At 53.7% G+C, this 13,374-nt stretch carries 12 protein-coding genes and 2 riboswitches; of the genes, 8 read left to right on the top strand and 4 right to left on the bottom strand.

Annotation, left to right across the window (positions count from 1 at the left end):
• Positions 1–146: 146 nt before the first annotated feature.
• Entirely contained in the window at positions 147–1,442 is a 1,296-nt protein-coding gene (locus KNP78_RS07450) for a glutamine synthetase family protein (RefSeq protein ID WP_034777655.1), read from the top strand.
• A 49-nt stretch (positions 1,443–1,491) separates the two neighbouring features.
• Here KNP78_RS07450 and KNP78_RS07445 read toward each other — a convergent pair whose 3' ends face one another.
• From KNP78_RS07445 to KNP78_RS07435, 3 genes are all read right to left on the bottom strand, one after another.
• Positions 1,492–2,985, bottom strand: coding sequence for a peptide MFS transporter (locus KNP78_RS07445; protein WP_214707724.1), 1,494 nt, complete (start codon positions 2,983–2,985; stop codon positions 1,492–1,494).
• A 144-nt stretch (positions 2,986–3,129) separates the two neighbouring features.
• Positions 3,130–4,374: an MDR family MFS transporter gene (locus tag KNP78_RS07440; protein ID WP_214797517.1), complete on the bottom strand. Its 1,245-nt coding sequence runs from the start codon at positions 4,372–4,374 to the stop codon at positions 3,130–3,132.
• A 264-nt stretch (positions 4,375–4,638) separates the two neighbouring features.
• Positions 4,639–5,739: an AI-2E family transporter gene (locus KNP78_RS07435; protein ID WP_214797516.1), complete on the bottom strand. Its 1,101-nt coding sequence runs from the start codon at positions 5,737–5,739 to the stop codon at positions 4,639–4,641.
• A gap of 175 nt (positions 5,740–5,914) precedes the next feature.
• Positions 5,915–6,015, top strand: a riboswitch (SAM riboswitch).
• 77 nt (positions 6,016–6,092) lie between these two features.
• Between KNP78_RS07435 and KNP78_RS07430 the strand changes: the two genes are divergently transcribed.
• From KNP78_RS07430 to KNP78_RS07410, 5 genes are all read left to right on the top strand, one after another.
• Positions 6,093–7,268 carry an aminotransferase class I/II-fold pyridoxal phosphate-dependent enzyme gene (locus KNP78_RS07430; RefSeq protein ID WP_214797515.1) on the top strand — a complete coding sequence of 392 codons (1,176 nt, stop codon included), beginning with the start codon at positions 6,093–6,095 and terminating at the stop codon, positions 7,266–7,268.
• A complete protein-coding gene (locus KNP78_RS07425) occupies positions 7,265–8,281 on the top strand; it encodes an iron-containing alcohol dehydrogenase family protein (protein ID WP_214792039.1) in 1,017 nt (338 codons plus the stop codon). Before KNP78_RS07430 ends, KNP78_RS07425 begins: the two co-directional genes overlap by 4 nt.
• A 40-nt stretch (positions 8,282–8,321) precedes the next feature.
• A riboswitch (SAM riboswitch) is annotated at positions 8,322–8,426 on the top strand.
• 72 nt (positions 8,427–8,498) lie between these two features.
• Positions 8,499–9,320, top strand: coding sequence for a MetQ/NlpA family ABC transporter substrate-binding protein (locus KNP78_RS07420; protein WP_214823549.1), 822 nt, complete (start codon positions 8,499–8,501; stop codon positions 9,318–9,320).
• Positions 9,321–9,329: 9 nt separating this feature from the next.
• Positions 9,330–10,364 (top strand): methionine ABC transporter ATP-binding protein, encoded by a 1,035-nt coding sequence (locus KNP78_RS07415; RefSeq protein WP_214823548.1) that lies wholly within the window; start codon positions 9,330–9,332, stop codon positions 10,362–10,364.
• A complete protein-coding gene (locus tag KNP78_RS07410; RefSeq protein WP_034777647.1) occupies positions 10,336–10,998 on the top strand; it encodes a methionine ABC transporter permease in 663 nt (220 codons plus the stop codon). Before KNP78_RS07415 ends, KNP78_RS07410 begins: the two co-directional genes overlap by 29 nt.
• Before the next feature lie 27 nt (positions 10,999–11,025).
• Here KNP78_RS07410 and KNP78_RS07405 read toward each other — a convergent pair whose 3' ends face one another.
• Positions 11,026–11,421, bottom strand: a complete 396-nt coding sequence (locus KNP78_RS07405) for a Spx/MgsR family RNA polymerase-binding regulatory protein (RefSeq protein WP_021067479.1) — start codon at positions 11,419–11,421, stop codon at positions 11,026–11,028.
• Positions 11,422–11,592: 171 nt separating this feature from the next.
• Here KNP78_RS07405 and KNP78_RS07400 point away from each other — a divergent pair, with 171 nt between their 5' ends.
• Together KNP78_RS07400 and KNP78_RS07395 are read left to right on the top strand one after the other, a co-directional pair.
• On the top strand, positions 11,593–11,976 hold the full coding sequence (locus KNP78_RS07400; protein ID WP_034777646.1) for a DUF302 domain-containing protein: 384 nt from the start codon (positions 11,593–11,595) through the stop codon (positions 11,974–11,976).
• Positions 11,977–12,081: 105 nt separating this feature from the next.
• The gene (locus KNP78_RS07395; protein WP_214797513.1) at positions 12,082–13,374 is read left to right on the top strand and encodes a hypothetical protein; all 1,293 of its coding nucleotides are present in this window, start codon (positions 12,082–12,084) and stop codon (positions 13,372–13,374) included.

The raw sequence follows: 13,374 nt of genomic DNA, 5'->3' as shown, positions 1-13,374 counted from the left end.
GGCGGAATGAGCCACTTTCAGCCCGATGTTTCAAATTAGGGGTTTAACATTTTTTAAAGTGGGTTATGACTTAAGGAGAAGCGTACGCAAGGTGCGTCATGACAGTGTTGATCTGTCAAATAACTTAAGTGAGGTTTTTTAGAATCATGGCTAATCTATTCGGAACTGACAAGGATGGCAACAGGAAGAAGCAAGAAGAGATTGAAAAAACGGTTCAGGAGAAAGGGATCACTCAGATCCACATGTACTTCTCCGACGTGCTTGGAGACTTGAAGCTATTGACTCTCTCTGCAAAATTGTTGCCGGAAGTTTTTGAAGGGAAGACGATGTTTGACGGTTCATCCATCGCTGGTTTTTCTTCCATCAAAAACTCAGACCTATTCTTGAGACCGGATTTAGATCGTCCACGCTACGAACAGGACGGGGACGAGAGCATCCTCGCGTTCTTCTGTGACGTCTGCACACCAGACGGGGAACGGTATGAGTTCGACCCGCGTAACGTCTTGAAGGATGCCCTCGAGCGCGCTGCTCGTGACGGATACTCGATCTTCGTCGGTGCCGAGCCGGAATTCTTCATCTTCGACGAAAACGGAGAGTTCTATGACGAGGCCGGATACTTCTCGACACGTTCGGAAGACAAAGGCTATGAGGTACGTCAACATATCGCCAACCGGTTGAGCGATGTCGGCTTCAACATCGAAGCGGTCCACCATGAAGTGGCACCGGCCCAGCACGAGATCGGCATCAAGTACGATGACGCGTTGCATACGGCCGACAACATCCAGTTCTTCAAAGAAATCGTCACGTTGGCAGCCCAAGAGAAAAACGCGAAAGTGTCGTTCTTGCCGAAACCGCTCCGCGACGTGAACGGTTCGGGGATGCACCTCAACATCTCGGTCTGGAAGAACGACAAGGACGGCAATCCGACGGTCAACGCGTTCGAAGAGCCGGAGTCGGATTACGGCCTGTCGGTCACAGCTCGTCATTTCATCGAAGGCATCTTGAAGCATGCCCGTGCGACGGCCATCTTCACGAACCCGCTCCCAGAATCATATGAACGTCTCGTTCCAGGCTTCGAGGCACCGGTCAACATCTGTTGGAGCCCGTCGAACCGCAGTTCGATGATTCGAATCCCGGCGTCACGCGGCAGTGCGACACGCGTCGAAGTCCGTAACCCAGACCCGAGCGCCAACCCATATCTCGCCCTCGCGGCCCTGATTTACGCTGGACTCGAAGGGATCGAGCAACAGCTTGAGCCGTCATCACCGAACGAGGACGACTTGTTTGAGTACTCGGCCAAACAAATCGAGAGTCAAGGCATCTCGTCACTCCCGGCGACCTTCCATGAGTCGATTCAATCGCTCAAGTCGGACCGGTTCCACGATTACTTCAACCATGACTTGATCGACCGCTACTTGTCGCTCATCCAAGTCCGTAAATAAGCAAAGCATACAAAAGCCCATTCCTCGGCCGAGGAATGGGCTTTTACGCTTAATGAATGCCGCGCATATACTTTTTGATGACCGGGGCGAGTGCGAACAGGATCAGACTGAGGACGATGGCCGCGCCACCGATAATCCCGAAGTAGAGCATCTCGTTCTCCGGTGAATAGAAACGGACGAGCTGAGCGTTGATCCCTTGCGCCGCAGCGTTCGACAAGAACCAGAGCGACATCGTCTGGGCCGAGAAAGCGGCCGGGGCGAGTTTCGTCGTCGCCGACAGACCGACCGGCGACAGGCTGAGCTCACCGAGCACGACGATGAAGTAGCTAAGGACGAGCCAGAGCGGGTTGACGAGCGTGTCCGGGCCTCCGAAATAGGCCGGGAGCAAGATCACCAAGAAACTTAACCCTGCGAACAAGATCCCGAACGCGAATTTCGTCGGGATGCTCGGCTCACGGTCACCGAGTCGGACCCAAAGCCATGCGAACACCGGTGCGAGCATGATAATGAACAGCGGGTTGAGCGACTGGAACCAGGCCGGTGAGAGCGTGATTCCTAAAAATTCAAGATCGGTCCGCTTATCGGCATAGCTGGCCAAAATCGTCGCCCCTTGCTCTTGAATCGCCCAGAACATGACCGAGGCGATGAAGAGCGGGATGTAGGCGATGATCCGTGACCGTTCGACTTCCGTCGTTTTCGGACTGCGATACATGATAATGAAGTAAATCGTCGGAATGGCGATCCCGAACACACCGACGAGGCCGATGAACGTGTTGATCGTGAACAAACCTTGCGGGATGAGCACGGCCAACAGGCCACCGATGAGGACGACCGCGATCGTCGTATACTTGATCGCGTTTCTCTTCTCAGACGGCGTCAACGGGTTCGGCACATATGAACCGGCAAGACCGAGGTTGCCTTTCTTCGTGACGAGGAAGACGACAAGACCGATGAACATCCCGACCGCGGCGAGTGCGAAGCCCCAATGGAAGCCGTAGCTCTTTTGGACCCCACCGACAATCAAAGGTGAAATGAAGGCACCGAGGTTGATCCCCATATAGAAGATGCTGAACCCGGCGTCACGACGACGGTCCGTCTCGTGATACAGGTCACCGACGATGCTTGAAACGTTCGGTTTCAACAAGCCCGTACCGATGACAATCAGTGCCATCGAGATGAACAAGAACGTCAGGCTGCCTGGAATCGACAAGACGATATGACCGAGCATGATGAACACGCCGCCGAAGAAGACGGCCCGAGACGTCCCGAAGACACGGTCGGCGAGCCATCCCCCAATGACCCCCGACATGTAGACGAGTGCGCCGTATACCGACATGATCGACAAGGCGACATTCTGGTCGAGACCGAGACCGCCCTCAGATACCTCGTAGTACATGTAGAACACGAGGATGGCGCGCATCCCGTAATACGAGAACCGTTCCCAAAACTCAGTGAAGAATAGCGTGAACAAGCCTTTAGGCTGTCCGAAAAAACCTTTTTGTGGCACGCTGTCCACAATTTTCTGTTTATCGATCCTTTCCATGAAAGATCCCTCCTTAACCGTATCATCATAAAAAAGAATCATTATGTTTGTAAAGAATAAACGAATGAAAAATTCAAAATTTAATGATGTTCGAACGAAATCAAAAACCACACTAAACGACTAGGTTCAGTGTGGTTTTATAAGTCAAGCTGTCTTTTGTTTCGCTTCGGCTGCGCTGACGCGGCGTCCAAGTTGCCAATAGATGAATCCCGACACGCAGCTGGCCGCCCCGACGAGGATCAACGCGATATGTCCGGCGCGTTGGTCGAAGAACAAGCTTGCCATGATCGGTGCGGTCACCCCGCCGATCAACCATTGGATGCTGGCGGCCCCGTTGTAGGCACCGCGCATATTCTCCGGAGCGATCAAGGCGATGAACGTCTGTTGGACCGGGGACATGATCATCTCGCCGAGCGTATAGAAGGCGTACACCGCGAGCAAGACGCTGACGAGAACGAGGTACGGTGTCCCGAGTGAATAGAGGAGACGCGGCATGACGGCGATCAGAATCATGCCGACCCCGAAGATGGTCGCCCCGGCGAGCATGACGTTGCCGAACGACTTGCGGCCGAGTTTCGAAGCGATCGGAAACTGGAACAACACGACCATGATGCCGTTCAAGGCGAGCATATAGGCGAAAGGGTTCTCACGATCGGTGTACGATGGCATCGACTCTCTCAAGAAGAGGGGCAGCATGCTCTCGATGAGCGAGAAGCCCATCGAGATGAAGACACCGGCAAAGATGAACACGAGGAACACCTTGTCATTGTAGAACACGCGCAGGACATCCCGGTTCGATGGCGTGTCGACATCGGTCGTCTCTGGGAGTGACTCCCGGATGAAGCGACCGAGGACGAGTGCGTACAAGACGAAGACGAGAGCGGCCGAGTAGAAGATATACTGCCGGTCGATAAAGAGGACGGCACTCCCGAGGAGCGGGCCGAATGCAGCCCCGATATTGTGCCCCATCCGCAACAGACCGAACGCCTCATTCATCTGTTCGGGCTCGGTCACATCGGCTACCATCGCGCTTGCGGCCGGGTGGAACAATGAGTTCGTCAAACCGAGCATGGCGTTCAAGAAAAGGAGCGGCCAAAACGTTTCGGCGAAGGCGAAACCGACTAGGGCGAGGGCGTCGCCAAGAATGGCAGCCATCATGATTGGTTTGCGGCCATACAGGTCTGCGAGCCGTCCACCGACGACCGATCCGATGAGCGCCATGATTGGTCCGGTCGCCATGATGACCCCGACCTGGATATAACTGTCGAGCTTGTCGCTATAGTAGAGGACGAGGAACGGTGCGATCATGAACATCATGACACCGGTGATCGTCTCTCCGAGGAAGCGGATCCAAATGTTACGGTCGAGCTGTTTGAGTGATTGAATCATTAAGGTCACCTGCTTTAGTTGATAGAATAAGAAAAGGGACGCAGCATGCACAAAGGCATACGCGTCCCTACGATCTTAGGCATGCCTCGGAAGGCAGGCGACATCACGGATTCAAATCACGGAGAGGCGCCTGCCGGTCAATATGAACTTGGACGTGCGAGCGTTGAATGACTGACATCGGTACCTCTCCTTTCTGCATTGGACTGTCTTCTCTTCAAGATTATGATATTTCCGTGAAATGTGTCAACATAAATCGTCAATGTGTCATAATAATTCGTTCAAATTCTTTCGGCTGAGCCGGTAGTCGATCAACCGAGAGAACACGACTTGAATCATCGCCGTGACCGGGACACTGATGAACATCCCGACGAGACCGAACAGGCTACCCCCGATGATGATCGACGTGATGACCCAAAACGGGGTGATGCCGACGCTGTCGCCGAGAATCTTCGGGCCGAGCCAGAGTCCGTCGAATTGTTGCAACAAGAAGATGAACAAGAGGACGATGAGCGCCGTGAACGGGTCATAGAAATAGGTGATGATGAACGCCGGAATCATCCCGAGCAGCGGACCGACGTACGGGATAAAATTCAAGACGCCGACGATGACGCCGAGTAGAAGCGCGTAAGGTGCCCCGATGATCAACAGACCGGCGACGGCCAACACCCCGATGATGAGGCAGTCGATCGACTTCCCGATGATATAGCGTTTGAAGATGTAATCCATCTCTTGAAAGATGTCGATCGTCGTCTTAGCCGACGCGACCGGGAACATCGCATACAACAGCCGCTTGAACATGCGGGCAAAAACCTCTTTGTCTTTCAACAGATAGATTGAGATGACGATCCCAATCAAGAAATTGATGAGCGTCATCGTGAAGCTCGACACGTAGCTGACCGACGACAAGACGGCGGTCTCGACCCAGCCCGAGTAACGTTCCTCGAAGCGGCTGAAATCGATGGCTTGGGCAATCGTCGCGTTGTACTCTTTCAAGTACGTGTTCAACTGGGCGAGGAACCCGTCAATCTGTCGGATGTAGAACGGGAGCTCTTCGATGAGTGAGGCCACACTCGAGTAGATGCGCGGGAACAATGTCACAGCGGAGATGACAAGAATCCCGATGAAGACGATGTAAAGGATCAGCAAACCTTGATAGCGTTTTAATTGAAACCGTTCTTCTATATAGGACAGGACGGTATTCAGGAGCAGCGCGATGGCAATTCCCATGATAATCGGCGTCAGCAACTGGAACGTGTAGTGCAACACACTAGAAATCGTGTCCGGTTCACTGATGACTTTCCATAGGACGAGCAGAATCAATCCGATCACGCTCAACTTCCAAATCAATTGACGATTTAATTCCAAAGGTCCATCCCCTCATCTTTTAAATTTTGTAGAATAGTGTTCACTTTGTACTATGACCTTTTTTTTATCGGGATTCAATAGGCCACACCCATTTTCGAAAAAGGATTGACAAGATTGGTAACGTTTGGTTAACTAAGTGACATATTACAAAAAGACAAATCGCATATAAAAACACTTTCTATCAAGAGAAGCGGAGGGACTGGCCCGATGATGCTTCAGCAACAGATTGTTCCAATACTGTGCTAATTCCAGCAAGGTGACCTTGAGAGATGGAAAGGTGGTTGTTTGAATACGTCCGTATCTCGACACCCCTTTCCGCGGAAAGGGGTGTTTTTTGCATAGGAGGACTATTCATGACAGACAGACGCTCACACTTACTTAAAACTTTACCACCCCAACACTTTGTCGGACTCGCCGATGAAGTCGCAGCACTTGAACAGGCCGGTCGCGATATCATCCGACTCGGTCAAGGGACGCCGGATTTGCCGACGCCTGAGCCGATCTGTGACGCGCTTCAGACGGCGCTCCTTGATGCCTCGACCCATCAATACGGTCCGTTCCGCGGTCAGGCCCGCCTGAAGCAAGCAGTGGCGACGTTCTATTTGAATGAGTATGGAGTCGAACTTGATCCCGAGACAGAAGTAGCGATTCTCATCGGCTCAAAATCTGGTCTCATCACGTTGCCGCAATGTGTGCTCGAACCTGGCGACGGGATTTTGCTACCGAATCCCGGCTATCCTGATTACATCTCGGGGGCACGACTCGCCGGTGCCGTCGTCCGTGACCTCGTCCTCCGGGAAGAGAACGGCTTCTTGCCGGACTATGAGACGCTCGATACGCAAGATGCAAGACTCATGTATTTGAACTACCCGAGCAATCCGACGGGAGCCGTCGCCTCACCCGCTTTCTTTGACGATACCGTCCGTTTCGCCCGGGAGCGGGACTTGATGGTCGTCCACGATTTCGCATACGGCAGCATCGGATTCGATGGCCATGTCCCGCCTAGCTTTCTGCAGGCGGAAGGGGCGAAAGAAGTCGGCATCGAGGTATATACGATGTCGAAAGCGTTCAACATGTCCGGTTGGCGCGTCGCCTTCGCCGTCGGGAACGCGGACATCATCGAGGCGATCAACACGTATCAGGACCACGTCCACGTCAGCGTGTTCTCGGCCATCCAGGCGGCGGCTGTCGCTGCGCTCGAGGCGCCCCGTACCATTCGCGATGACTTGGCACGACTGTACGAGGCACGGCGTGATCGCCTGATCGACGGGTTGAACCGGGCCGGCTGGGCCGTCGAACCGCCGGAAGGCTCGTTCTTCGTCTGGGCGAAAGTGCCTGAGGGTGATGCCAAGTCGTTCTCGCGGAAACTGCTGCATGAAGCCGGTGTCGCCGTCACCCCGGGCTATTTCTTCGGTTCGGAAGGGAACGGATACGTCCGCTTCGGTCTCGTCTCACCGGAACCGAAGATTGACGAGGCCGTCGAACGAATCGAGCGGTTGTTTGCCGCCTATGAGGAGGTGCGCGCATGATTCGTCAGGCCGTCCTTGAATATGACCACGCCGATGACGCGCTCGACCGTCTTGATGACTTAGTCGACGGCCGACGTGCCCACGTCCTGCACGGTCAGAACGGGTATGACGTCGTCCGAGCCATCTTTCCGGCCATCGCGGACTATCCGGCAACAAGGTTCAGCGGGGAGTGCACGGACTCGGAAGTCAAACGGCTCAAACCGTTGGACGCCGACGTGTTAATCGCCGTCGGAGGCGGCAAGCTCGTCGATACGGCCAAACTCGTCGCCTATCAACGGAACGTCCCGCTCATCGTCGTCCCAACGCTCGCCTCGAACTGTGCGGCGTTCACACCGCTCAGCGTCGTCTATCAGGAGGACGGGAGCTACGACCGCTACGACATGTTCCGCGTCGTCATCGAACGGGTCATCGTTGACTCACGGGTCATCTCGCGCTCACCATATGAATACTTTCGGGCCGGTGTCATCGACACGGTCGCGAAGTTTTACGAGGCCCGTTATTTGAGTGGTGACAGCTCAGCTGACGCCGGCGTCAACACCGGACTCGTCTTGGCCGAGCAGTGCGGGCGTCTCGTCGAACTTGAATTGAGCGAGCACGCTTTTGAGTCGTATAGTGACGACGTCCGCTTCGCGGTCGATCACGTGCTCGCCATTGGAGGTGCCGTCGGAGGATTTGGTGACGCCGGGACACGCGTCGCCGTGGGCCATGCGGTCCATAATGCACTCAGCCGCTTCGAGTCGACCCACTCTTTCTTGCATGGAGACAAGGTCGGCTTCGGCCTAATCGTCCAGGAGCGGTTGCGTCGCTCGGCCGATGCTCCGTATTTGGAGGCCTGGTTGAAACGGTTCGGTGCACCGACGACGCTCGAGGCGCTCGGGGTCGGGTCGGGCGACATCCCGGTACTGGTCGACTCCGTCATGACGGAAACCGAACTGCAACAGTTGCCGGAACCACTCGATAAAGACTTTTTGAAAATAATTTTTGAAAATTTACAATTTTCTATTTACAATTAAAAGAATTAAAAGTAAGATGATAACAACTTAATAGACCGATTGCTTATCAAGAGTGGTGGAGGGACTGGCCCTGTGAAACCCGGCAACCAGATCGTAATGATCATGGTGCTAATTCCAACAGACGATATCGTCTGGGAGATGAGCGTGTCCGACTTTGACTTGTCGTGCCCGCCACTCTGAATGAGTAGCGGGCTTTCATTTTGGAGGAGGAAAACAAATGAACATCAAACAGAAAACAGTACTTGCAGGAACATCATTACTCGCCGCCATCGCGCTCTCGGCATGCGGACAATCGGACGCGAGCGAGGCGCTCAGCACGGAGTCGCTCACGATCGGCGTCACGGGCGGGCCGCACCAACAGATCGCCGAGAAAGTGAAAGAACTCGCGGCCGAAGACGGCCTCGAACTCGATATCAAAGTGTTCAATGACTATAATACGCCGAACACGGCGCTCGCCGAGGGTAGCCTCGACGTGAACAGTTATCAGACGCTCTCATTCCTAGAACTGCAAAAGTCCGACAAAGGCTATAAGATCGACGATGTGTTCAAGACCGTCGCGTTCCCGATGGGTCTTTACTCGGAAAAGTTGACCGACATTGAGGACTTGAAAGAAGGCGACAAGGTCGCCGTCCCGAACGACCCGGCGAACGAACTGCGCGCACTCCGTCTGTATGAGACAGCGGGCCTCATTACGCTGAAGGAAGGCTTGACGGACAAGGCGACGAAACGCGACATCGCTGAAAACCCGCTCAACCTCGAATTCATCGAGCTCGAGGCGTCTCAGCTCCCGACCCAGCTCCCGGAAGTCGCACTCGCGGCCATCAACACGAACTTCGCGATGGGTGCCGGCCTGTCGATCAACGAGGACGCCTTGTTCAACGAAGAAACGGTCGACAACCCGTATCCGAACTACGTCGTCGTCCGCACCGATAACAAGGATGACGAAGTCGTCGCGACACTCAAATCATACTATCACTCGGACGAGGTCCGGACGTTCATCGAAGAGACGTTCAACGGCTCAATCGTCCCGGCGTTTTAAGGAGGTCCTATGATCGCACTTAAAGGAATCACGAAGACGTTCACGGTGAACAAAGGTGCCGTCACCGCACTCGACGACGTCTCGCTCACGATCGAGAAAGGCGAAATCTTCGGTATCATCGGCCGAAGCGGGGCCGGCAAGAGCACGCTCATCCGCATGATCAATCTGCTCGAACGCCCGACGTCGGGCCAGGTCGAGATCGAAGGACAGGACATCACGAAGCTCGACAAACGTGGGCTCTCAAAACTCCGCCATCGAATCGGAATGATCTTACAACACTACAACCTGCTCAAGACGGCGACTGTCGAAGAGAACGTCGCCATCCCGCTCCGGCTTGAAGGTCTCGACAAGGCAACGATCCGTGCTCGCGTCGACAAATACCTCGACATCGTCGGCTTGACGGACCATCGGAAACACTATCCCGAGCAACTCTCGGGCGGACAGAAGCAACGTGTCGCCATCGCCCGGGCCCTCGCGCACGAGCCGGATATCCTGCTCAGCGACGAAGCGACGAGCGCGCTCGACCCGGAGACGACCGAGTCGATCCTCGACCTCTTGCTCGACATCAACCGCGAGCTCGGACTGACGATCTTTTTGATCACGCACGAGATGGAAGTCATCGAGCGCATCTGTGACCGGGTCGCGGTCATCGAGGCCGGCCGGATCATCGAGGAAGGGGACGTGCTCGACGTGTTCTCGGACCCGCAGCATGCGACGACACGCAAGTTCTTGAAGACGAACCTCGATGTCCCGAAAGAGGTCGTTGATGAGTTGAGCACGCACGGGATGCTCGTCAACTTGTCGTTCATCGGTCATCAGAGTGAACAGGCTGTGCTCGCCCAGTTGACGAAACGGTTCGGCTTGCTCCCGAATATCATCGGGGGCGGCATAAAAAAGCTAAAAGGCGGTCTCGTCGGCAATCTGCTCGTCCATTTGGACGGCGATAAGGCCCAGACCGATCAAGCCGTCCGCTTCTTAGAGGCGAGCGGTGTGAAAGTGAAGGAGGTGACGAACCATGCTTCAGTTTTGGGAAAATTGGGGTGACTTGATTTGGACGGGGACGATCCAGACGCTCACGATGACCGGCATCGCGCTCGTCATCTCGACGTTGATCGGACTGCCGCTCGGGACGCTTCTCGTCTTGACGCGACCGAACGGCCGGCTCGCCAACCGTTATTTCTACGGCATCTTATCGAGCGTCATCAACGTCGTCCGTTCCATCCCGTTCATCATTCTCTTATTCTTTATCCTCCCGTTCACCCGTTTTATCATGGGTACGACGATTGGCGTCCAAGGCGTCCTGTTGCCGCTCATCGTGTTCACGGCCCCGTATATCGCCCGGCTCATGGAGTCGGCGCTACTCGAGGTCGACCGCGGGGTCGTCGAGGCGTATGAGGCGATGGGCATCTCGACCCGTAAAATCATCTGGTACGTGTTGATCCGGGAGGCCCGCTCATCGATCGTGCTCGGTTTGACGATCGCGACGATCGGTTTGATCGGGGCGACCGCGATGGCAGGACTCGTCGGGGCAGGCGGACTCGGTGATATCGCTTACCAATACGGGCATCTCCGGTTCGAGCCGGAGGTCATGTACGTGACCATCTTCGTCTTGATCCTGCTCGTCCAATCGATTCAATCGTTCGGTAACCGCTTGGCGGCCCGACTCAAGAAAGCATAAGAAAAGAGCTCTGCTTCGGCAGGGCTCTTATTTGTTGTCGAGCAATCGTTTCAATTCGGCGATTCGGTCATGGCGCGGGATGAACGTACGAATCTCTTTCTCGCTGAACCCGATTTGAATCCGATTGTCGTCGACGACGATCGGACTCTTTAAGATTTGGGGGTGCGACGCCACAAAGCTGTACAGCTCACGGAGCGACATCTCGTCAAGTTGGTCCGCCGCTTGTTTGTACACGCTCTTTTGGACGGACAACAGGTCGGTCGTCCCGTTCTCGGTAAGGCGGAGCATGTCTTTGAACTCGGTGAACGACATCCCTTGATCGGTCAATTTCTTCTCGATGAATGGGATGTTCTGTTCGCGTAACCAATCAATCGTCTTACGGGAAGAACTGCAGCTTGTATGTGTGAATACGGTGACCGTCACGGCAACCACTTCTCCTTTACGTAAGTATGGACTTCTCTATTTTCTCTCATTCATACGTTTCGAACGCGAAATATGTTTCAAATCACATATACTTTTTATCGCCATCGGACGATTTGTCGTCAGTCAGTTCGGGTACATGACGAAAGAGACCATAACCGAGGAGGGATTTACATGTTTGATTACACGGTCAAGACAGACCAGACGGTCGAAGCGGTCGTCGAGAAGCTGAAAGCGACGCTCAAGGAAGAAGAGTTCGGAGTGCTCTGGGACTTTGATTTGAGCGAGACGCTCGAAGAGAAAGGCCAAGCGATCGACGGGGACTATCGCATCCTTGAAGTATGTAATCCGAAAGAAGCGAAGAAAGTCATCACGGCACATCGGGAAGGCGGCTATTTCCTGCCTTGTAAGCTCGCTGTCTTCACGAAAGACGGGGCGACCCATGTCGGGATGCCGAAGCCGACGAAACTGATCGAGCTGATTGAGGATGAGTCGCTTCAATCGATCGCCCACGACGTCGAGACGCGACTGACGCGTGCGATTGATCAAGCCGTATAATTGAATGAGCGAACCCGTCCATGAGAGTGGACGGGTTTTTCCTGTTCCTCCTTAAAGTCATATAATGGTAAAATTGGTACAAATAGATTTTAAGGGGCGGATGATTTGAAAAAGTTAGCCAGTGCACTCGTATTATCCATGGGCTTATTGGCCAGTTGCGGTGGGGAAAAGCCAGACGTCGTGAACTTGTCGTATGTCGATGCGCATTGGACCGTTAACAAGTATTCCTTAGAGCAACCGGAAGCCCTCGAATCGGTCGGTGAGACGTTACAGGCCTGTACCGGGGAATTGACGACTGAATTGAAGGGAGACTTGACGGTTTACGATACGGTCATCGCGAATCGCCATCAGATGACCGATACGGGAGATGAATATGCATATAAATCGGTGACGTACATCAAAGGCGATGAGCATTATGCACTTTGTCGCGATATGCTCTCGGAACGCTTTCAAGCCGAGGTCATTGAGTCATTCCCCCCATTCGTTGATACACAGAACGGGAAGCGAATTCAACGAAACCCTTTCATCAAACCTGCCGACGAAACTACTCAAGCAGAATTCCTCGATACGGATGGATTATTGGAGCCGAATAATGCTGTCGAACCTTTTCCTGATACCATCGTCACGTTCATACCGGCCTTCCACGGCGAGGTGGAATTGACCATTGGAGATCGACAACTCGCTTTCCCAGTGCTTATGTTCGACCCGATGATGGCACACATAGATGAGGTAAAAATCGCAATCGGATATCATCCCGATGAAAAGAAACCCTATGTTTTATTGATGCTCGCGGACCTCTATTTCACAATGAGTCCGCTAGATGAACTTATCGACCCGGTAAAAGGAGAACAGTCGTATGAAGAGTTGACAGTCAAACGACTGCCACTTCGTTCGGAACTATTACCCGACAAATCCTATCCATTGTATGAGTTCAATTATACCCGTGACGGGAAAGCGGTGACCGAAATCGCGACCATTACATATCGTGCCTCTGAACTGTTAACGATTTCTGAACAAAAGGCGCTCAAAGACAATCCGGAAGAGCAGTATATGCCGTCTGTGAGCGGTCCTCTGATTTATCTCCACCAACAACCATTCAATCACGAGTCAACCTTGACGTATCCGACCATTTTGCGTGCGGTAGGTAACGAGATGGACGACCTGATTCAAGCAATCGATTCGGCTGAGCCGACAAAGCGCACAGGCAATCAAGGAGACTATCGTTACCTCACAATCGTCGACGGGCTCAAAGGCCAAGAGTTCGTGGTGACGTATAAACAGCGATCGAAGAAGCTGGATATCTACGTGACCGACCGATCAACCGAAGAGACATATAAACTGACGAGCGAAGGGGCCGAGACGTTCTTGTCTTACTTCCCTGATTTGAAGAAGAAATGA

Origin of the sequence: Exiguobacterium sp. s28 (assembly GCF_018618135.1) — a bacterium.
Classification (GTDB): Bacteria; Bacillota; Bacilli; order Exiguobacteriales; family Exiguobacteriaceae; genus Exiguobacterium; species Exiguobacterium mexicanum_A.
Note: the sequence above shows the minus strand (reverse complement) of the source record. Positions and strands in the feature narration are given on the sequence as shown.

What these genes read in the sequence shown, in the direction of transcription:
- KNP78_RS07425 (WP_214792039.1), top strand. Translation starts at nt 7,265, where the DNA reads ATGATTCGTCAGGCCGTCCTTGAATATGACCACGCCGATGACGCGCTC.
- KNP78_RS07400 (WP_034777646.1), top strand. Translation starts at nt 11,593, where the DNA reads ATGTTTGATTACACGGTCAAGACAGACCAGACGGTCGAAGCGGTCGTC.
- KNP78_RS07415 (WP_214823548.1), top strand. Translation starts at nt 9,330, where the DNA reads ATGATCGCACTTAAAGGAATCACGAAGACGTTCACGGTGAACAAAGGT.
- KNP78_RS07450 (WP_034777655.1), top strand. Translation starts at nt 147, where the DNA reads ATGGCTAATCTATTCGGAACTGACAAGGATGGCAACAGGAAGAAGCAA.
- KNP78_RS07440 (WP_214797517.1), bottom strand. Translation starts at nt 4,374, where the DNA reads ATGATTCAATCACTCAAACAGCTCGACCGTAACATTTGGATCCGCTTC.
- KNP78_RS07430 (WP_214797515.1), top strand. Translation starts at nt 6,093, where the DNA reads ATGACAGACAGACGCTCACACTTACTTAAAACTTTACCACCCCAACAC.
- KNP78_RS07445 (WP_214707724.1), bottom strand. Translation starts at nt 2,985, where the DNA reads ATGGAAAGGATCGATAAACAGAAAATTGTGGACAGCGTGCCACAAAAA.
- KNP78_RS07420 (WP_214823549.1), top strand. Translation starts at nt 8,499, where the DNA reads ATGAACATCAAACAGAAAACAGTACTTGCAGGAACATCATTACTCGCC.
- KNP78_RS07410 (WP_034777647.1), top strand. Translation starts at nt 10,336, where the DNA reads ATGCTTCAGTTTTGGGAAAATTGGGGTGACTTGATTTGGACGGGGACG.